At 38.5% G+C, this 21440-nt stretch carries 18 protein-coding genes; 7 read left to right on the top strand and 11 right to left on the bottom strand.

Annotated elements, in window-relative coordinates:
- Positions 1 to 114 precede the first annotated feature (114 nt).
- Complete coding sequence (panP, locus tag H4J56_RS00385) at positions 115 to 1743, top strand: pyridoxal-dependent aspartate 1-decarboxylase PanP (RefSeq protein ID WP_182221295.1); 1629 nt, start codon at positions 115 to 117, stop codon at positions 1741 to 1743.
- Between the two features lie 254 nt (positions 1744 to 1997).
- Positions 1998 to 2135, top strand: coding sequence for a hypothetical protein (locus H4J56_RS00380; protein WP_157470960.1), 138 nt, complete (start codon positions 1998 to 2000; stop codon positions 2133 to 2135).
- 105 nt (positions 2136 to 2240) lie between these two features.
- On the opposite strand, the gene panC is transcribed toward H4J56_RS00380, so the two are convergent.
- The 7 genes from panC to sfsA all read right to left on the bottom strand — a co-directional run bounded on the left by panC (position 2241) and on the right by sfsA (position 8526).
- Positions 2241 to 3086: a pantoate--beta-alanine ligase gene (gene panC / locus H4J56_RS00375; protein ID WP_182221294.1), complete on the bottom strand. Its 846-nt coding sequence runs from the start codon at positions 3084 to 3086 to the stop codon at positions 2241 to 2243.
- A 17-nt stretch (positions 3087 to 3103) separates the two neighbouring features.
- A complete protein-coding gene (gene panB, locus H4J56_RS00370) occupies positions 3104 to 3901 on the bottom strand; it encodes a 3-methyl-2-oxobutanoate hydroxymethyltransferase (protein ID WP_182215597.1) in 798 nt (265 codons plus the stop codon).
- Between the two features lie 80 nt (positions 3902 to 3981).
- Complete coding sequence (folK, locus tag H4J56_RS00365) at positions 3982 to 4473, bottom strand: 2-amino-4-hydroxy-6-hydroxymethyldihydropteridine diphosphokinase (RefSeq protein ID WP_182221293.1); 492 nt, start codon at positions 4471 to 4473, stop codon at positions 3982 to 3984.
- Positions 4473 to 5855 carry a polynucleotide adenylyltransferase PcnB gene (pcnB, locus tag H4J56_RS00360; protein WP_182215628.1) on the bottom strand — a complete coding sequence of 461 codons (1383 nt, stop codon included), beginning with the start codon at positions 5853 to 5855 and terminating at the stop codon, positions 4473 to 4475. Before pcnB ends, folK begins: the two co-directional genes overlap by 1 nt.
- A 204-nt stretch (positions 5856 to 6059) precedes the next feature.
- Positions 6060 to 6986, bottom strand: a complete 927-nt coding sequence (gene gluQRS, locus H4J56_RS00355) for a tRNA glutamyl-Q(34) synthetase GluQRS (RefSeq protein ID WP_182215593.1) — start codon at positions 6984 to 6986, stop codon at positions 6060 to 6062.
- Between the two features lie 39 nt (positions 6987 to 7025).
- Positions 7026 to 7466, bottom strand: coding sequence for an RNA polymerase-binding protein DksA (gene dksA, locus H4J56_RS00350; RefSeq protein WP_182175389.1), 441 nt, complete (start codon positions 7464 to 7466; stop codon positions 7026 to 7028).
- Between the two features lie 319 nt (positions 7467 to 7785).
- A complete protein-coding gene (gene sfsA, locus H4J56_RS00345; RefSeq protein ID WP_182258696.1) occupies positions 7786 to 8526 on the bottom strand; it encodes a DNA/RNA nuclease SfsA in 741 nt (246 codons plus the stop codon).
- 348 nt (positions 8527 to 8874) lie between these two features.
- Between sfsA and pepB the strand changes: the two genes are divergently transcribed.
- From pepB to H4J56_RS00325, 4 genes are all read left to right on the top strand, one after another.
- Complete coding sequence (gene pepB, locus H4J56_RS00340) at positions 8875 to 10164, top strand: aminopeptidase PepB (RefSeq protein WP_182175393.1); 1290 nt, start codon at positions 8875 to 8877, stop codon at positions 10162 to 10164.
- A 198-nt stretch (positions 10165 to 10362) separates the two neighbouring features.
- Positions 10363 to 12888 carry an ATP-dependent helicase HrpB gene (gene hrpB, locus H4J56_RS00335; protein ID WP_182244127.1) on the top strand — a complete coding sequence of 842 codons (2526 nt, stop codon included), beginning with the start codon at positions 10363 to 10365 and terminating at the stop codon, positions 12886 to 12888.
- Between the two features lie 53 nt (positions 12889 to 12941).
- Entirely contained in the window at positions 12942 to 15251 is a 2310-nt protein-coding gene (gene mrcB, locus H4J56_RS00330; protein WP_182215588.1) for a penicillin-binding protein 1B, read from the top strand.
- Positions 15252 to 15409: 158 nt separating this feature from the next.
- On the top strand, positions 15410 to 15805 hold the full coding sequence (locus H4J56_RS00325; RefSeq protein ID WP_182215586.1) for a hypothetical protein: 396 nt from the start codon (positions 15410 to 15412) through the stop codon (positions 15803 to 15805).
- Positions 15806 to 15934: 129 nt separating this feature from the next.
- Here the strand turns inward: H4J56_RS00325 and hemL are convergent, their stop codons facing one another.
- From hemL to H4J56_RS00305, 4 genes are all read right to left on the bottom strand, one after another.
- On the bottom strand, positions 15935 to 17218 hold the full coding sequence (gene hemL, locus H4J56_RS00320; RefSeq protein WP_182215584.1) for a glutamate-1-semialdehyde 2,1-aminomutase: 1284 nt from the start codon (positions 17216 to 17218) through the stop codon (positions 15935 to 15937).
- 74 nt (positions 17219 to 17292) lie between these two features.
- Positions 17293 to 18300, bottom strand: a complete 1008-nt coding sequence (locus H4J56_RS00315; protein ID WP_197517584.1) for an aspartate carbamoyltransferase — start codon at positions 18298 to 18300, stop codon at positions 17293 to 17295.
- 183 nt (positions 18301 to 18483) lie between these two features.
- On the bottom strand, positions 18484 to 18915 hold the full coding sequence (locus H4J56_RS00310; RefSeq protein WP_182215583.1) for a CopD family protein: 432 nt from the start codon (positions 18913 to 18915) through the stop codon (positions 18484 to 18486).
- Entirely contained in the window at positions 18912 to 20615 is a 1704-nt protein-coding gene (locus tag H4J56_RS00305; protein ID WP_182215581.1) for a chloride channel protein, read from the bottom strand. The genes H4J56_RS00310 and H4J56_RS00305 overlap by 4 nt, the downstream gene beginning before the upstream one ends.
- Before the next feature lie 78 nt (positions 20616 to 20693).
- On the opposite strand from H4J56_RS00305, the gene H4J56_RS00300 reads away from it, so the two are divergent.
- Positions 20694 to 21425 carry a DUF6776 family protein gene (locus H4J56_RS00300; RefSeq protein ID WP_182215579.1) on the top strand — a complete coding sequence of 244 codons (732 nt, stop codon included), beginning with the start codon at positions 20694 to 20696 and terminating at the stop codon, positions 21423 to 21425.
- The last annotated feature ends 15 nt before the right edge of the window (positions 21426 to 21440 follow it).

Below are 21440 nucleotides of genomic sequence, written 5' to 3'. Positions count from 1 at the left end.
CTTTATTGCTGGACTTTTCTCTGGTAGATAAAAATAAAGTACAAGACATTTCAGTCATTTTTTATTAAAGTGCCGTTTTATGTTTACTTACCAACATGGTTACAGCGGCAAGGTATGACGACGAATAAGCGCACAGCAAAAGCGACTCAAGAGTCTTTACACAGTATTTTTACAATTCCGGAAGCACCTGATTCGACGTTGGGGCTGATCGAAAAAGAAATATCAGAAAATCTTGCTGGTTTTTTAGGTAATCATATTGCTGCTAAAGAACGTGCCTTAAGCGAAATTGAAAAAGATTTCGCTAGCTCGGCTATTCCCGAAGAACCTAGTTTTGTCTCTGATCATACTCGTCATATTTTAGATAAAGTTGTTGCACAATCAGTGCATACATCAAGCCCAAGTTTTATTGGTCATATGACTTCAGCTTTACCTTACTTTATTTTACCGCTTTCTAAATTGATGGTGGGTTTAAATCAGAATTTAGTCAAAATTGAAACATCAAAAGCATTTACCCCACTTGAACGTCAAGTGTTAGGTATGATGCATCGTTTGGTTTATAAAGATAATGACCATTTTTATGAGCAATGGATGCACAGTGCTAACCATTCATTAGGTGCCTTCTGTTCTGGTGGCACTGTCGCCAATTTAACGGCCTTTTGGGTCGCGCGTAATAATTTGTTGAAAGCTAATGGTGATTTCAAAGGTATTGCACGAGAAGGCTTATTTAACGCATTAAAACATTATAAATATGATGGCTTAGTGATTTTAGTGTCTGACCGTGGCCATTATTCATTAAAGAAGTCTGCTGATATCCTAGGGATTGGTCAGGACAGCGTGATATCAATTCCTACCGATGGCCATAACCGCATTGATTGCCAGAAATTGCGTGAAAAATGCCTTGAGTTGAAACAAAGAAACATCCGCGTATTAAGTATTGTTGGCGTTGCTGGTACGACAGAAACAGGTAACATTGATCCATTAGATAAAATGGCTGATATTGCTGAAGAGTTTCAAACACACTTTCATGTCGATGCTGCATGGGGTGGTGCGACGTTATTATCAAATAAATATCGTCCACTGCTTAAGGGTATCGAACGCGCTGATTCAGTAACTATCGATGCTCACAAGCAAATGTATGTGCCTATGGGGGCAGGCCTGGTGGTGTTTAAAAATCCGGCTTCTGTGGCTTCTATTGAACACCATGCAGAATATATTTTACGTAAAGGTTCAAAAGATTTAGGCTCACATACCTTGGAGGGTTCAAGACCCGGTATGGCGATGTTGGTTTATGCAAGCTTACATATTATCAGTCGACCTGGTTATGAAATGTTGATTAACCAAGGAATTGACAGAGCACGGTATTTTGCAGAACGCATTAATCAGCATGCTGACTTTGAGTTAATAACTGAACCAGAGTTATGTTTATTAACCTATCGCTACAATCCAAAAACGGTGCAAAACTTATTAGCAAATAGTTCAGCAGAACAACAAGATAAGATTAATTATTTACTCGATGACCTGACTAAATTTATTCAAAAACGTCAACGTGAAAATGGTAAATCATTTGTTTCACGCACGCGTATTGAAGTGCAGCGTTATCAAGGTCGTAAAACTGTGGTTTTTCGTGTTGTATTGGCGAATCCATTAACCTCCAATGAAATTCTTAATGATGTGCTAGTCGAGCAACTTGAATTGGCTCAAGAAAGTGAAACCTTTCTACCTGATTTGTTGTCTTTAACTTAGCTTATATTTTGTAATTCTGCTTGAAATGTTTTACTTATACTTTCGTTGTGTAAGTTATTTCTTTCGTTTTATTATTTATCTTCCTAAAAAAAATTATCTAACTCACTGTTAAATAAAGTTATATATATTTTTAATGAATTTTTGTTCTATAAAGTTTCATTTAGATCTATAAATGTTATTTTCTTTATGAAAGTTGTTGTGTAATAATTCATACACGATTACATTTTGTGGTGGTAATAATTATGGAATACGACATGAGAAAAACTCCAGTAGAAGTATCTGAACACAATCACGCTGACATTTCATCGGTTCAACAAGCCTTAATTGAAGCGCAAAAAGAAATTTTAGAATTGCAATCGCAAATTCAATGGTTAGAACGCTCATACGAATAAATTTTTGTCGCGTTTTAGCACAGTAAATACTAAAAAGCCGAACGTTATGAAAATAACATTCGGCTTTTTTGATCTTTATTGATTAATACGAGCAGTAAATAATTATTACAGGAAAACTTGTAAATTATCGATTAACCTTGCTTTACCACAATGGGCAGCGGCGAGGATCACTAATTCTTTATCATCTTTATTGGCGGGTTGCAGTGTTCTTGCATGACAAATATCAATATAGTCAGTCTTCATACCGGCATTATTAATCAAATGTGTGGCTTGTTTGATCAGACCACTAAAGTCGTGATCAGACTTTATTTGCTGTGCTAGCCATTGAATGCTTTTTGCAAGTGCTGGTGCGATTGCAAGTTGTTCCGGCGTTAAATAACCGTTTCTCGAACTCATTGCTAAGCCACTTTTTTCGCGAACCGTATCGACAGCAATTATATCAATAGCCATTGAAAGGTCTTCAACCATAGTTTTTATCACTTGGACTTGCTGATAGTCTTTTAAACCAAAACACGCGATGTCTGGTTGTACTAAATTAAACAGTTTACACACAACCGTCGCAACACCACGAAAGTGTCCTGGGCGGCTTTCTCCACAGTAACCAACAGATACATTGGGTACATCAACATAAGTCTGCTTATCTAGCCCTTTAGGATAAATCATTTGAGCTGATGGAATAAAGAGTAAATCAGTATTAGCAGAGACTAATTGCTGTTGATCGTTGTCGAGCGTGCGCGGGTAATTGTCAATATCTTCATTGGCGCCAAATTGCATAGGATTAACAAATATACTGGCAACCACTTTGTCGGCGTGACGATGAGCCTCTGTTACTAAAGCTATATGCCCAGCGTGTAAATTGCCCATGGTAGGGACAAACGCTATTTTTAAACCTTGTTTACGCCATTCAGTGACTTGTTGGCGTAATTCGATAATCTCATTTACTATTTTCATATAGGGTATTTTACAATCTATTTAACAAAAATATGTTCGTCACCAGGGAAATTTCCATCGGAGACTTCGCTAATGTATAACTCAATGGCTTTTTTAATGTCACCAGTATCGATCAAAAAATTACGTGAAAACTTCGGCATATAGCTACAGGAAATACCCAAAGCATCGTGCATCACCAAGATTTGACCATCGGTATCTTTACCTGCACCAATACCAATAGTTGGGATTGAAACAGCAGTAGAAATCGCTTTACCTAAATCACAAGGTATACATTCTAAAACTAACAATTGCGCGCCAGCCGCTTCAAGTAACTTAGCGTCGGCGATCATTTTATCTGCTTGTGATTTTTCACGGCCTTGTACTTTAAACCCACCAAATACATTAACAGATTGTGGTGTTAAGCCCAAGTGAGCACAGACTGGGATACCGCGCTCTACTAGGCCTTTAATTGTATCAACTAGCCATTCACCACCTTCCATCTTTACCATGCTTGCACCGGCTTGCATAAGTTTTGCCGCGTTAGTGAAAGCTTGCTCTTTAGTGGCATATGTCATAAAAGGCATATCACTAATGATGAGGGTGTCAGTAACACCACGCTTTACCGATTGTGTATGATAAGCCATATGGTCTATATCAACAGGTAATGTGTCATCTTGGCCTTGTAAAACCATACCCAATGAGTCGCCAATTAAAATAGCGTGAATACCCGCTTGATCGAATAGTTTTGCAAAACTTGCATCATATGCGGTGATGGTAGAAATTTTTTCACCTTGCTGTTTCATTTTTAGCAAAGTTGATGTGGTTATCTTAGCCATATTTAGTCCAAAATTTTTAAGGTTTGAGTAAATACTCAGAGAGCGTATTTGAGTGGGCGTACTTTCGCATAATTGTTAAATTAGCGCAACTTGCTATGAATTTTTAACCCGTTTGTCGCAATTGCTTGGCTTAATGCTAAAACAGGCTTGCCATTGGGGAGTGTTAGCTTAGGTGATAACTCTGCAAGTGGTAGCAAGACAAACTCACGAAGCTCTAAGCCATAATGAGGCACGGTTAAGCGTTCGTGGTTAATGGTTTCATTATCGAATAAAAGCATATCTAAATCGAGAATACGTGCTCCCCAGCGATTATCTTTTCGAACACGACCGGCATTATTTTCGATGGCTTGTAATTCGTTGAGTAAATCTAAAGGATTTAGGTCAGTTCTTAACAAGGCAACAGCATTCATATAATCAGGTTGGTCTTGTGGTCCCATTGGGCGGCTAAAATACAGCGAAGAAACACCGTCGAGTGTGGTGTTTTTTATTTGTGTTAAGGACGCAACTGCAAGTTCTATCTGTTTTTGAGGATCAGACAAGTTACTGCCTAATCCTACATAGACTAACGCCATTAATCAGTACTGCTCGATTTGTCTTCGCGAACAACCCGACGTTTTCTAGGACTTCTTCGGCTGCTAGTTCGTGATTGGGCAATACTTTTTATCATCAATTCTTGCGTGTTGTGGTCATTCACTTGAAAGTCAGTCCACCACTTTGCTAACTCTTCTAATGCTGGGTTTTCTGGTGTTGCTTCTATTTGGGCTCTCAGTAAAAGAAAATCATATCCCGCACGGAATTTCTGATGTTCTAACGCCTTATAAGCACGTTTACCATCTCTACGACTTAGCTTATCTTGCAGGATCCATATGTCTTTCATTACTGCCTGAAAACGTTTCGGGATACCTATACTGCGCTGTTGTTCAGACATTATTTCGCTTAAAGCAGCAAAAAATACATCTTGGGGTGACAGCTGTGGTTGTGCACTACGTAAACGTTCAACATGACTTTGCAGTGGATACCAAAGCATAGCGGCAAATAAGAATGCTGGGGTGACGCGTTGTTCATTATTAATGCGGCTATCGGTATTTTCCAGTGCTTGAACGATAAAACGTTCAATATGCGGATGATTGCCTTTACTTAGCATTTGGTCAGTTGCCGGGAAAAAATAGCGAAATAAATCATACTTTCTTAACTGCTGAAAAGTAAGTTGCGCTTTGCCGGCAATAAATAACTTTAAAAATTCTTCGAACATTCTTGCCGGAGGTATGTTTGCCATTAAAGGAGCTAATTCAGCAATTGGCGCTTCTGTTTCTGGGCTAATGGTCATATCTAGCTTAGTGGCAAATCTAATTGCACGTAGCATACGAACCGGATCTTCACGATATCGTGTTTCAGGATCACCAATCAAACGGATTAATTTAGCGTTAATGTCGCCAATACCGTTAGCAAAATCATGTACTTTAAAATCTTTTGCACTGTAGTAAAGTGCGTTAATGGTGAAGTCACGACGTTCTGCATCTTCTTCGATAGAGCCATAAATATTATCACGCAGTAACATGCCGTCTTCACTTTGTTTTGAAGTCTTTTGGCAACTTTGCTCTTTCTCTGGCGCATTTTCATGGTGGCCACGGAATGTTGCTACTTCAATAATTTCACGGCCAAAAACAATATGAGCTAACCGGAAACGGCGACCTATTAATCGACAATTGCGAAATAAATCTTTAATTTGTTCAGGAGTCGCATTGGTCGCTATATCAAAGTCTTTTGGCTCTAAACCCAATAATAAATCACGTACACCACCACCGACTAAATAGGCGTCATAGCCACCACTATTTAAGCGGTAAAGCACTTTTAAAGCGTTGTTGCTCATTTTCTTACGAGAAACATTATGCTGGTCGCGTGTTAAAACAGTAGAGCCTGAAGTCGGCTGAATTTTAGTTGAGCTTTTAGCCATTTTTTTTGAGGCTTTACCTAATACTCTTTTACACAAGTTGATAACACTTTTGATAATACTGGCCTTGATTGGATAATGTGGGAAGTTGAAACATCTTGTAATGCTAGGTTTCACTTTTTTATTGGCTACAATAATATATCACGGGGCAATAAAAGAGAATATAAAACGTTTGAAAATTCAACAAACACCCGTTTTACTTGAATATTACTGACAAAATGCTATTTCTTGCTGCTTAGGGATCGCATCTGTAGACCAGTTTTCTATCGCCCACTCTATTATTTGCGTGGCAGAATAAGCATAAAGGTCTTTGGGTGGATGTTGCCCTAGAAAATTAAGGGCTGCGATTAAGGAGGGGGTTGGATTGTTATTATCAATGGCAGGGGCTTTGTTTTGTTTACTGAGTTTAAAACCAGTAGCATCAACGGCTAATGGAATATGGCCAAACTGTGGCGCTTGATAACCTAATTGTTGATAAAAACTTAACTGCCTTACTGTCGGGTCAAGTAAATCACAGCCTCGAATAACATGGCTAATATTTTGATAAATATCATCGACCACAACAGCAAGTTGATAAGCAAATAGCCCATCTTTTCTGGCTAAAATAAAGTCTTCTTTGGCAAGCTGTTGCGGACAAAAATAATCACCTTGTATTAAATCATGATAGTGATAAATACCGTGGAGATTACATAACCGCGTAGCACTATTTGTTTGCGGATGATTTTTATTTCTGCACTGACCTTGATAAACCCCGCCCTGGGCCTTGATTTCAGCGCGTGTACATTGGCAGTGGTAAGTGAGTTTTTGCTCTGCTAATTGTTTTAAAACGTCACGATATAAATCGCTTTGCTGACTTTGATATAAAACAGGTTCGTCCCAGTGGAGTCCATAAGCATCCAGTGTTGTTAAAATTGCAGCACTGGCGCCGAGCATTTCACGGGGTGGGTCTATATCTTCAATACGAACTAACCATAAACCTTGCTGATTTTTTGCATGTAAATAGCTGGCGAGTGCGGCGATTAAAGAGCCAAAATGAAGGAAGCCCGAAGGGGATGGAGCAAAACGGCCACGATATTGAGTCGTAGATTTACTCAAATATTGTGGCCGCGTAATATTAATTTTGTCGTGATTCATATAATGAATACGTTAACGTAATATCATTTAATCAAGCAACTAACCTGCTAATTGGCGTTCTTTAATCTCAGCAAGTGTTTTGCATTCAATACATAAATCAGCAGTTGGGCGCGCTTCTAAACGACGAATGCCAATTTCAATACCACATGAATCACAGAAGCCAAATTCATCTTCTTCAATCAATTGTAATGTTTTTTCAATTTTTTTAATGAGTTTACGTTCACGATCTCGTGTGCGTAGCTCTAAACTGAACTCTTCTTCTTGAGCTGCTCGGTCAACCGGATCAGGGAAGTTTGCTGCTTCGTCTTGCATATGCATAACTGTGCGGTCAACTTCTTCGCGAAGCTGCACTCGCCAAGCATCAAGAATTTTCTTGAAATGCTCTAATTGAGCAGCGTTCATGTACTCTTCGTTGGCTTTCTCTGCGTACGGCGATACGCCCGCTAATGCTAAAATACCTAGTACTTTTTTGGCTGGCATGCTTATTCTCCTAAATGCTACATCGACCTACATGGCGAAGTTGTTGCTCTTTCATTAAAAGCTACACCCGTGGTTGCAATTGCCAATAATAAATAGACCTGAAATACCCAGTCTATATTGCGTTGCACGAATCATAATTCAAGGCTTTCGTTACAATTAACTTAAAAAATAATTATTTTTCTTTTAAATCAAACGGTTGTGGGTTCGTTCGGAAAAGTGGAAATATTTTTGTATACTATTTTTTAACAATTTATTTTTGAGCAAGCTTTTTTAACAATTTTTGTTAGGGTGAGTCAATGTATTTAACTCTTTTTTTTGGTTAATCCGTTACATTTTCCGCTAATTTTACCGGCAAGGCGTCGACCAAAGTCATTTGAATGTTGCTGATATTTTGCTTAAAGCTTACTTTGTAAGCAATAACCTCAACACCCTGCTCCTTAGCCTGTGATAGAAGTTCTGCGTATTTAGCGTCAATATGCTGTGCGGCCATAACGCTGTCAATCCCACTATGAAGTACAGCAAATAACAAAATAGCTCGATGACCTTGTTGTTTCATTTGCATGAGTTCACGTAAATGCTTCTGGCCACGAAGCGTGACTGCATCAGGAAAGTAGCCTTGCTTACTTATAGAGCCATCACCTAGCAGGGTAACACTTTTAACTTCTATATAAGTTAACACATCGTTTTCGTCAGTAAGTAAGAAGTCAATTTTACTATTTTCATCACCGTATTTTACTTCTCGTTTTAACGTTTTATAGTTGTGCAGTTCACTAATTGTTCTATTAGTCAGTGCTTCTTCAACTAATTGGTTGGCACGTAGGGTATTTACACATATAAAATGATCATTCTGTGTTTGAGTGATTTCCCAACTGTAAGGATACTTACGTTTTTTATTATCGGAAGTACTATACCAGACAGTATCTTTTTCTGTAGCACAACCGGTCATAGCACCTGTATTGGCGACATGAAGTGTTGTTTCAGTGCCATCTTCTAATATGATATCTGCAAGGAAACGTTTATAACGTTTGATTAAAATCGCTTTTTTAAGATTTATGTTCATTGGAAAAATAAATGATAAGTTTTATTAATGTTACGTTATGTACTGACAAACCGCTAACTTTTGTTAGTGGTACTTAATTGGCCAACAATACTCGCTAAAATTATTGCAAAGTTAGCCGTTTTGATAAAATATTTCTTAGATGTTTTGGTGCTGTCGTTAAAAAGTACAACAAGAAAATCGCAGTATTATACCGTTAAATAATCAATTTTCCCTGCTGAACGCCCTCGTTTAAAGCTGAGGTTTGGCTAGGTTTACATTAATTAAATAACTACTTTTCAAAAAATATCGGCTTTGCTTGATGATGAGTATAAACTAAGTCGTATTAATTTATGATCTTCAGGATAGTTTATGACCCAAGTAACAAATATTCATTTATCAAAGCAAAGTAGTAGTAATAATTGGCAAAGTGACAACCTTGTTCAGTATGTTGATAACGAACTTCATATCTGTTTGAAAGATTCAAGTGGTAGCCCCTTAAGACAGATTCAAAAAGCAGCACGTAGCATTGAGAAACTTGGCGTTAAGCATGCACGTTTATCTGGTGATAACTGGCAAGCTAATACTCAATGGAGTTTTGCACTCGGTTTTACTTGTGTCGGAAAATTAACTAACGTTGAATTTACCGGTAGCAGCGAATGTATCAACAGTTTGAACGACAAATTAGCTGTTTTTGCCTGGAGCCGTGATTTAATTAATCAAACACCTTCTGAGCTATATCCGCTTAAATTGGCTGAGTTAGCAGCAGATTATATTAATGCTCAAGCACCTGCTTATGTCACCAGCAATATTATCTCTGGCGATGAATTGCAACAGCAAGGCTGGGTGGGCATTTATAATGTTGGTAAAGGCAGTATTAATCCGCCGTGTTTATTAGAAGTTGATTTTAACCCAACAGGCGATCCTGATGCGGCTGTATCTGCTTGTTTAGTCGGTAAAGGTATCACTTTTGACAGTGGCGGTTACAGCTTAAAGTCAAACGCAGGAATGTTTGACATGAAATGTGATATGGGCGGTGCTGCAGTGGTTGCGGGAGCTATGGCATTAGCCATTAGACAAGGTTTAAATAAACGCGTTAAGTTATTTTTATGTTGTGCTGAAAATATGGTCAGTAACGATGCTTATAAGTTGGGCGATATTTTAACTTATAAAAACGGTGTAACGATGGAAGTCGCTAACACCGACGCTGAAGGTCGAATAGTACTGGCTGACGGTTTATTAGCAGCAAGCGAAACTAAGGCGCCTCTTATTATTGACGCAGCAACACTAACAGGTGCGGCGGTAATGGCTACTGGTGGTGAATACAATGCTTTATTTACTTTAGACAACCAAGCTGCAGAGCAAGCGAAAAAAGCCGCAGAGCAAGTGAATGAGCCAATATGGCAATTTCCTTTAGCCGTTTGGCATCAAGATAAATGTCCATCTGAATTTGCAGATACGGCAAACAGTCGACCTGTACCGGGTGGCGGTGCTGGCGGTGCAAGTAATGCTGCGGGATTTTTATCTAGATTTGTCGACAATGAAGGAGCAGGTTGGTTACATTTCGATTTAGCGACGGCTTATAATGGCAGCAGCACTAGCCTGTTTAGTGCCGGAGGGACTGGCTTAGGTATTGCCACGATCGCTGAGTTAATTAAGTAATTTTTAATGTGACGTGTTAATCGATATAAAGCACAATAATGAACATTATTGTGCTTTTTTTTAGGCATTTATATATTTACATTCTTAGCGGTTATTTACCTGTTTTAGGCTGGCGAACGAAATATAACAATATGGCTTGAAACGTTTGTGATAGAGTGACCATCAGCTTGTTACCCGACCCTATTTCATAAAATTAAAATGTCTGTTTCTCCATTACCCATAGAAAACATCAAAGCGGAATTTCTTGATGCATTAACTCAGCATCAAACTCTTGTACTATCTGCTCCGCCAGGCGCGGGTAAATCAACAGGCCTACCGTTATGGCTATTAGCACTTGGCCAATTTAAAGGTAAAAAAATATACTTACTTCAACCTCGTCGTTTAGCGGCTAAAACAGTTGCTTGTTTTTTAGCGAAGCAGATAGGTCAGCCGGTCGGGAAAACAGTCGGTTATCGGTTGAAAAATGAAAGTAGGGTATCTGAAAATACTCAATTGGAGGTCATCACTGAAGGTATATTCACCCAAATTATTCAGCATGACCCTGAGCTTGAAAATTGTGCTTTAGTGATCTTTGATGAGTTTCATGAAAGGTCACTTCATGCAGATTTAGCTTTTGCATTAGCACGAGATACACAACAAGGGTTACGAGACGATTTAAAAATATTATTAATGTCAGCAACGTTAGCGACTGCTGAATTACTCAAGCAATTACCCGACGCCGTTTCTCTTGCTAGTGAAGGTCGAAGTTTCCCTATTGATGTTAGTTATTCGCCAGTAAAAAATAGCCGATTATGGCGTGAACACGCGGTTAATATTTGTAAGAATGCAATAAACTCGCACCAAGGTTCAATATTGGTTTTTTTACCCGGTATCGCTGACATTCGTTTTCTTGCTGAAAAGTTAGGTGAGTTATTACCCAAGCATTTTTTATTATGTCCATTATATGGCAACTTAACGCTTGCGGAGCAACAACAGGCAATTTCGCCTACCGAGCAAGGGCTTCATAAAATTGTTCTAGCAACTAATATTGCAGAAACGAGTTTAACTATTGAAGGAATTGATTTAGTTATAGACTGTGGTTTAGAAAAAGTCGCCATCTACGACCGGCAAACGCTGACAAATCAGTTACAGCAGCGTAATATTTCTAAGGCCTCTGCAATACAGCGTATGGGACGTGCGGGTCGAATGATGGCAGGTAAATGTATTCGACTTTACAGCGACGAAGATTTTCAGCGCAGGAACGAACAAAGTGCCAGTGAAATTCAACAAGCTGACTTACTTCCTATGGTTATAGAGGTTGCACGCTGGGGTGTTAAGCAATTTAATGAACTACCTCTGATAGAACTTCCGGCAAAACTACTCGAAACTCAAGCATGGCAAGAATTACAAAAGCTGCAGATACTTGACGATAAAAGAAACTTAACTCCACTTGGCAAAAATGTTGCTGGTTTTGCTTGTCATCCACGTTTTGCTAAAATGATTGTGAGAGCCTCAGCATTAGAAAAAAAACATCAATACTTAGGATTAACAAACCTCGCCGCATTGTTAGCGTCATTGCTTGAAGACCGAGATATATTTCGTGGTGAACGTGCATTTACCGATTGTGACTTACGTCACCGTTTGAGTGAGTTAATTCAGCAATCAAACAGCAAAAAATATCAGTCATTTTTCCTACAAACAAAAAAACACTTACAAAGAATTAATGAAGTTTCAGTATCGAATTTATCAAGCTTACCAGTGGAATTAACCGGATTATTACTTGCTTTAGCTTATCCCGAGCGTATTGCTAAACAACGGGCACAATACGGCCATTTTTTAGCTGAAAATGGTAAAGGTCTTATGATCAATGAGCAAGATGCGCTGGCGAGTGAAGATTATATTGTGGCTGCTAATTTAGCTGAATACCAACAAAAATTACAAGTAAGACTTGCTGCACCGGTTGATATTAAACAGCTTATTAATTTGGGAATTATCGCTGAAAAACAAATAAAACAACTTAATTACGATTCGAAAACCCAACGTATAAGTGCTAAGCAGCAAACAGTATTTGGTGCTATTGTCTTGTCAGAAAAGCCCAGTAATGAACAAATAAGTGATGAAGCACTAGCTACTTTATGGCAACAACAAATTGAGCGAAATGGTCTGTCCTATCTTCATTGGCGCGAAGCTGATCAAAAATTACTCAGTCGTTGGCGTTGGGTTAATCAAACTCAGCCGCATTTAAATTTTCCTAATGTTGAGGAAAGTGATTTATTACAACACTTAGCGTTATGGTTAGTTCCTTTTATTGGTGCGATTAAAAATAAAAACCAGCTAGATAAAGTAAATTTATCATCGGCATTACTATCGTTACTTGATTATAACCAGCAAAAAACCTTCGCTCGTATTGCCCCTGAGTATTTTGTTGGCCCAACAGGAAGACGTTGCCCAATTCGATATAGTGTCGAGCAAGCGCCAATTGTTTCAATGCCTATGCAAGAGCTTTATGGCGTGAGTGTTACCCCTAAGGTTGGCGATGATCAACATAACAGCGATGTTTCCTTGATTATTGAGCTGCTATCGCCGGCAAAAAGACCTATTCAAGTGACACAAGATCTCATTGCTTTTTGGCAAGGAAGCTACAAGGAAGTACAAAAAGAGATGAAAGCAAAATACCCTAAGCACTTTTGGCCGAATGATCCCGCTAATGCAAAGGCGACTAACCGCGTTAAAAAATATATGTAATGAAGCATTAGCTTTATTAACGGATGAAAATACTATTTAAAATGACTAATAATGTGAAAAAAGAAACCAAAGAAAAGAGTTCTACCAGAGCCTCTCGGGTAAGTTGGTGCTGGCATACTGCTTTGAAATTGTTCATTACCTTTATATTTTTATTTAGCTTTTATGCGGTTTACCTCGACAGTAAAGTGAAAGATAAATTTGAGGGGCAACGGTGGAACATTCCCGTGCAAGTTTATGGCAAAGTTGACAGTTTCAAAGTTGGCGATAATGCTTCACTTGCTCAACTAAAGCAAAATTTACTTTTGTCTGGTTATCAGAGAAAGCAACAGGCGCTCAACCCGGGAGAATTTGCTTTATCAAAGACGACGCTGATTGTTTATCGTCGCGCTTTTGATTTTGGCAACGGTAATACGCACGTAGAGCGCTTCACTATTAATATTGCCGGTAACAAAATACTTTCTTTGTTTAATGAGCAAGGAGCTATTGAAAGTTTTTCATTTGAACCTTACTCACTGGGGCGATTAGTTCCTGAAAACAAAGAAGATAGGGTGATAGTCTCACTACAAAGAGTACCAGAGCAACTTATTGATACCTTACTATTAGTTGAAGACCGTGATTTCTATTTTCATGCGGGTGTTTCCCCATTAGGAATTTTTCGAGCTTTAGTGGCTAATATTCAAGCAGGGAGAACGGTTCAGGGAGGGAGTACCTTAACACAGCAACTGGTTAAAAATATGTTTTTAACCCGTGATAAAACACTCTGGCGTAAAGTTAACGAAGCGGTTATGTCGATTATTCTGGAGCTTAGATATAGCAAAGATCAGCTACTTGAAGCCTATATAAATGAAGTCTATTTAGGACAACACTATGCTAATGGTATTTATGGTTTTGGCTTAGCGGCTAAATTTTATTTTGGTCAGCCGATCCAATCTTTAACGATTGAACAAATGGCCATGCTTGTTGGGCAGGTCAAGGGGCCTAGTTATTATGATCCTTGGCGTCACCCTAAAAATGCTAAAAAGCGACGAGATCTTGTTTTACGGTTGATGTATCAAAATGAACTGATCTCACAAAAAAACTATCAAGCGGCAGTCGTATCACCTTTATCTATTCGTAAAACTCGCCGTTTAGCCAATAAAAAGTTTCCTGCTTATTTACAATTGGTCAAAAAAGAACTTTCTGAAAAGCTTTCAGCGTTCCAACAACAAGCGGGTGTTCGAGTTTTTACAGGCTTTTCAATAACAGCACAAATGAATGCCGAACAAACGATAGCTAAGCATATCCCTGAGTTAACAATACTAAACAAAGGCGAGTCCTTACAACTTGCCATGGTGGTTACCGATATCAAGTCAGGTGAAGTAAAAGCCTTAGTTGGCGATAAAAAAGCGGGTTATGCCGGATTTAACCGAGCATTAGATGCTAAACGTCCCATCGGTTCATTAGTAAAACCCGCAATATACTTGGCCGCTCTAGAGCGTTATCAACAATATAACTTTGCAACCTTATTGAACGACGAACCTATTGTACTTATCAGCGATGGGGGCAAAGAATGGCGTCCAAATAATTATAATGGAAAATTTGAAGGCAAGGTAAGCCTACATGATGCTTTAGTTAGGTCGTTAAACGTGCCAACAGTGAATTTAGGTATGCAACTCGGCTTAGAAAATATTGCCAATATCTTTCACTTGCTAGGTTATCCCGAAGATATCGTCACTCGCCCTAGTATGTTATTGGGCTCTTTAAGTTTATCACCATATGAAATTAATCAGCTTTATTTATCTATAGCCAATCAAGGATTTAAGAGTAATAGTCATGCGATTGACCGTATTATCTCGGCACAGGGCGAAACTTTATGGCAATTTGAAGCGCCAGACGAGCAGTTGTTCTCAACTCAAGCTATGTATTTACTTGACCATGCTTTATCACAAGTAACCGAAGTGGGAACGGCTAAGTCGCTTACTTGGCGTTTAGATGGGGCAGCAGTAGCAGGGAAAACGGGTACCACCAATGATCAAAGAGACAGTTGGTTTATTGGTTATGATAACCAAAACTTAGTGACGACTTGGCTAGGTCGTGACGACAACAAACCGACCAACCTAACAGGCAGTAGCGGCGCTTTAGTGCTATTTGCACAGTTTATGAATAAAAACGGTGTGGTTAACAAAAGTCGTTTAATGCCTGAAAATATTGCATTAACTAATTTTGAATCTTCCAGTGGTATCGCCGTCAGTATCGAGTGTGCTGAAATGATTAGTTATCCGGCAATAACGACAGGTCTTTTAATAGAGCCGCATTGTTTAGGAAAAAAGCTGACAGAAAAGAAGAAAAAGTTATCTTGGTTCGAACAACTTTTTACTGATTAGCATGACAGGTTTACTAATGTATCTTGTTTTTTTATCATGCCTTTTCTTGCATGTTTATTATACAGATACTATTGTATAAAAATTTAGCTGGCTCATAGGATTGCTTGTTAATCATAAGGGATTGATATCACGTATAAAATTAATACGCTGGATCTGATATGAAGCATCGTTTAAGTTTTGGCTTTTATAATATATTTGCAAATAATATTATTGAAGTAACCGCTGATGAAGGCGTCGAAATGACACTTGAAATGGTTGAGGAATGCCATGAATTTGTGCATGAGAACGTAGAAGGGGATTTTGCCTTGTTAATCAACCGCATTAATAACTACACCTATACTTATGAGGCGAAACTTTCAGTCGCATCTTATGAAGGTTTAAAAGCGCTTGCCTTTGTTTGCTATTCTGAAAAAAGTGTCTTAGTGACGAAGAAACTGCAGGCAAGTCGTTCATTTGATCAATGGAAATATCCGGTATTTTCAGGTTTAGAATTAGGTTGGCAACAAGCTTATCATTGGCTTGAAAATGAATTACTGGCCGTTAAAGTAAATTAGCGTCACCGTTAATAAAAAGGGATAGCCATCGGCTATCCCTTTTTATTTTAAGGATGGTCTTGTTAAAAAATGAGCATCCTTGTGCGTCAACGGGCGTGGTTTAGTCGCTAAACCACGCTAATTTTTACATTATAGTTGAGCAAAGCACTTATCAGCAGCGGCTAACGTTAATTCAATCTCTTTATCGGTATGAGCCATAGATAAAAAGCCAGCTTCATAAGCTGAAGGTGCCAAGTAGATGCCGTTTTCTAGCATTAAGTGGAAGAAACGTCTGAACTTATCTGTATCGCAAGCGGTTGCTTGTTCAAAAGTAGTGACAGGCTCTGGTGAATCAGTAAAGAAAAAACCAAACATTGCACCAGCATAGTTAATGCTTAATGACACGCCATTGCGCTCGGCTGCTGCTTTTAAACCCATAGCAAGCTTTTCAGTTGATGCACTCAATTGCTCGTGTTTATCACCGATGCTTAATTCATTTAATGCCGCTAAACCGGCAGCCATAGCGATAGGGTTACCCGATAAGGTACCTGCGTGGTAAACAGGGCCAATAGGTGCAATATAATCCATAATCTCTTTTTTACCGCCAAACGCACCGACAGGCATACCACCACCAATAACTTTACCTAACGTCGTTAAATCAGGAACAATATTGTAATGTGCTTGAGCCCCACCTAATGCAATACGAAAGCCGGTCATTACTTCATCAAAAATCAATACACTTTTATGTTCATCACAAACGTCACGTAGACCTTCAAGGAAACCTTCTACCGGAAGAACACAGTTCATGTTTCCAGCAACAGGTTCGACAATAATACAGGCGATTTCATCTTTATATTTAGCAAAGATTTGTCTAACTTCGTCAATATTATTAAAACTAACGGTTAATGTGTGCTTGGCAACATCAGCAGGAATACCAGGTGAATTTGGCACCCCCATGGTTAGTGCACCTGAGCCTGCTTTTACTAATAGCGAATCAGCATGACCATGGTAGCAACCTTCAAACTTTAAGATTTTATCACGTCCAGTGTAGCCACGAGCTAACCGAATTGCGCTCATGGTAGCTTCTGTACCTGAGCTGGTCATTCGAATGCGTTCCATTGACGGTACTAGTTCACGTACCTTCTCTGCCATAGTGATTTCTAGCTCGGTAGGTGCGCCAAAACTTAAGCCATTTTGAGCAGTTTCAATAACTGCTGCTAAAATAGCCGGGTGGTTATGGCCTAAAATCATTGGTCCCCAAGAACCGACATAATCAATATAAGCTTTATCATCGGCGTCATAAATATATGCACCTTCAGCGCGTTTAATAAAACAAGGCGTACCGCCAACACCATTAAATGCACGAACAGGCGAGTTTACGCCACCGGGAATAATTTGTTTTGCGCTGTTAAAAAGTTGTTCTGAATGGTTCATAAATTGCCTACTTTGTTAATTATAATACGACTAACATTAAATAAACTGTTGTCGCTTATATACTTAAGAATTATTTATTTGTTGGTGTACCAAGTCACTGGTTTTTCAAATTGGCTGAGCTTATTTTCAACACCCAGTGTTAAGGCAAATAATGCCATACGTACCAGTACACCATTTTGGGCTTGTCTAAAAATAGCTAGGTTGTCTAAATCATTTAAATCACTATCAAGCTCGTTTGCTTCAGGGCGAGAATCGCGTGGTAAGGGATGCATTATCACAGTATGTTGCTGGCAAAACTGCTGATAAACTTCTCTATTTAAGCTGAAATGACCACGGTACAAATTAGCTTCGTCTTTACTGGCAAAGCGCTCTTGCTGAATGCGCGTTTGATAGATGATATCGCACGATAAATTATGGTCAATTTTATCGGTAACCACAACTTGATGTCCGGCATTGGTTAAGGATGAGATTATACTGTCGGGCATGTTAAGTGCGTCAGGAGATATCATCGTTACTTTCATGTTTTTATATAAGCTGAGTAATTTTGATAATGAATGTACGGTTCTCCCGTGTTTGAGATCACCCATTAAGACAATATTTAAACCGTCTAAAGTTTTGTTATGTGGCGCCATTTCAGATTGCATGGTAAACAAATCAAGTAAGGCTTGTGTTGGGTGTTCATTAGCTCCATCTCCGCCGTTAATAACCGGTACACTACTGCCTTTTGAAAACTCTTCAACTGAATACATCGTGGGATGTCGCATCGCAATAATATCAGAGTAGCCGCTAATAACACGTGCCGTGTCAAAGAGAGATTCACCTTTACTCAACGATGAATTTTCTTGTCCAACGGTCTCACGAACAGCACCACCGAGAAGGTTAAAAGCCGCACCAAAACTGACCCGAGTACGGGTACTGGGCTCGAAGAAAAGATTGTTGAGAATTGCGCCATCCAACACATGACAACGCTTCTTACGCATAGCATAAGGGGCCATTAGTGATGAAACTTCTAAAATACGAGAGATAGCATCGCGATTAAGCTGCGAGACAGAAAGGATATGACTTCCTTCAAACTTCATCATAAAAAGTTACCTAAAATTATAAGACTGCGACTATTTTTGATGCAGGAATATAGCACAATTCAGAAATGTTGAGAATAGATTATCGCTGTTATTCAATTTCTGTGTGTCTAAATCAAAGCGTTCAAATTAATTAATGAAAGCTTCTTATGGGCTATAAACCAGAATATGAGCAAAGATAAGCCATTAGAAAGGTTTTAAATACACCAAATATAATATGGCGAGCAATATAAGGACGGGAAATTCATTAAAAATTCGATAAAATTTTCCTGAACGTACATTTTTATCTTCTTTAAAATCTTTAACTAACTTAAAACAATAACCATGGTAAGCGAGCAGTAAAATCACTAAAGTTATTTTTAAGTGCAACCATTTTGAAGCAATAAACCAAGCGTACCCGTAATAATAAATCAAGGCTATGCCTAAAGACACGGTTAACACAGCGAAAGGTGTTACAAAATATAACAAACGTTTTTCCATCCCCTTTAAATGCTCGGCGACTTCAATACTAGAGGTTTCAGCATGATTAACAAACAGGCGTGGTAAATAAAAAACACCAGCAAACCAAGCGACCATAAAAAAAACATGGCAAGCTTTTAACCATAAAAGAGTTGTCATACTGTTGTTTTTCCTTCTAATAAATAACTTCTGATCTGTTCAAAAGTAATAATACCTAAGATCTCATTAGGATCATTATCATAAATATAAACACCACCATCTCGCTGTTCAATCAGGGCTAAATAGGCTTCAGCTAAAGTTGATTGGCTTTGCAAAGGTAGTAGCTGTAATTGTACTATTTCAACGCGCTTAGTGCCTGGCTCGTGTTTTATTTTTAACCATGAAAATGTTGAGTAAGGACTAAGACTTTCTGTTTCAGGTGCTACTTCAATAATAACATGATTTAACAATTCAACATTCTTCAATGCCCTGAAAACTTCCAAAGAACATTCTTGTTGATAAACGCTAATATTTTCCTGTAAAACGCCTAATACACCGATACGTTGCAATGATTTCTCGATGGGAGATTTTCGATATTTGAGACCCTGCTGCTCAAGTTGCATAACAAATACCGATCGGTTGTTGAAAAACTGCCCTGAAAAGACACAGGCAGTGGTGATAACTATCATTGCTGGCACAACAACCTCTAACTGATTTGACAACTCGACTACCGTTAATAATGCGGCAAGGGGAGCGTTTAGTGTTGCTGCTAAGAACCCCGCCATACCCATTAAGGCATAATCACCAGCAAAATTTTCTCCGGGTAGATAACCAGTAGCTAATACTGAAACACAGGTGCCTACAATAGCACCAATACCAATAATAGGACCGATAATACCACCAGGAATACCTAGGCCTAAAGCGGTAATGGTCATCAAGATTTTAGCGAATAAAACCCCAAGTAATAATTGTAAAGGAATATTATTTTCTAAGGCAAACGTTATTACACTTAAGTCTGTGCCCATAGCAAAGGGTACAAAGAAGCCAAGTATGCCAGTAATTAATGCTGCTAACATAATGCGTGGCACAATATGAATCGAGCTCGAATATTTTATAATAAGGACTAAGTATCGGTTAAAGCCATAGGCTAATAACCCAAGTATTAACCCTAATATAATCAAAACAGGGTAATGATGAAAACTTAGGGATATTTTACTAAAATATCCAAATTCATGGGCAGGCCCCAAAAGGCTTCGGGTGATCATTGACCCCGTAATAGAAGCGATCATTACAGGAATAAAAATATGCACTTTGTATTCGCGTAAAATAACTTCCATAACAAATATAACAGCGGCAATGGGGGTATTAAAACAAGCGGAAATACCTGCGGCAATGCCACATGCACAAAGTGTGCGTATGGTATTAAAAGGTAGATTTAACTTGTTACCTAAATAACTGCTACAAGCGGCTCCTAAATGTATAGCAGGTCCTTCTTTTCCAACTGAGAAGCCTGAGGCTAATGCAATCACACTGCCGAAAAATTGATTTAACGTATTGCGAAATGGAATAATGCCATTAGCTACTTTTAGGCGATGTAATACAAAAGGAATGCCGGTGCGTAAATACTGGTAGCCGGTTAGCCAAGCAAAAAATAAAATGACTAATCCGCCTACGATAGGCAAATGGAAACGACTTAAAGCATCTAAGCTGGTATAATTATCTTTTTGGACTAAATAAAAGCTTTGAACTGTCTCAATGCTGTAGGAGAATAGCACAACTAAAAGTGCTGATGCAGTGCCACCTAAAGCGGCTAACAAACAAAGTTGCCAGGAAGTTCTCGGTAAGGCTAAACGTTTTCTAAGTAAAGAGAGCGATATCATAATAATGAAAGGGTGCACCTTTTATTGTTTGAGCCTAAAAATATTTATTAACTCGTTGGATATCATAATACTTTTCAAATGAATTGGTTAGCAAAAATAAATCTAAATACGGTTGTTGTGCGTTTAGGCGCATTTCGTTCCGCCCTTTTACTTCTTCTCGTGATTGTTATCTGTCTTTACAGTGGCTATCGTGTTGGGAATTTTTATCATGGTTATCAAGTTAAAACGTTAGCACAACAGCAAACGCGATTGAGTAAACTTTATGAAAAGAATGTTCAGCAAAATAGTCAGATTAATACCCTTGAAGTAGAGTTAGAAGTTGAACGTATGGCTAATCAGCACTCCCAAGAGCTTTTAAAAAGCATGGAGTCTGAGCATTATGAAGTAAAAAAAGAATTAGCTTTTTATGAAAAAGTGATGGCACCAGAAAAAACCGCTGATGGATTGGCGATTGATCGAATGATGATCCACCCAACAGCCAGTCCACATCATTTTCGTTTTCAAATTGTTTTAATGCAACAGCAAGTACGTAAGCGTTTTGCTAAAGGCTATGTCGATTTTACTTTATTGGGGAGCTTAGATAATAAGCCAAGCGAATTAAAGTTAAGTAATATATCGGTATCTACAAAGAAAGATTTATCTTTTAGTTTTCAATACTTTCAAATTGTTGAAGGTGAGTTCACTCTTCCTGCAAACTTTTTACCCGAAAAATTAGCGTTAGCTGCTATTTTACCAAAAAATAGATGGCAAAAATATCAGCGAATAGACCAGAGCTATATCTGGAATGATTTATTAAAAAACACTCAATAATGACAAGTGTTTTTT

Origin of the sequence: Colwellia sp. BRX8-4 (assembly GCF_014077345.1) — a bacterium.
Lineage (GTDB): Bacteria > Pseudomonadota > Gammaproteobacteria > Enterobacterales > Alteromonadaceae > Colwellia_A.
The sequence above is the reverse complement of the archived record's forward strand: the minus strand, read 5'-3'. Positions and strand labels throughout refer to the sequence as shown.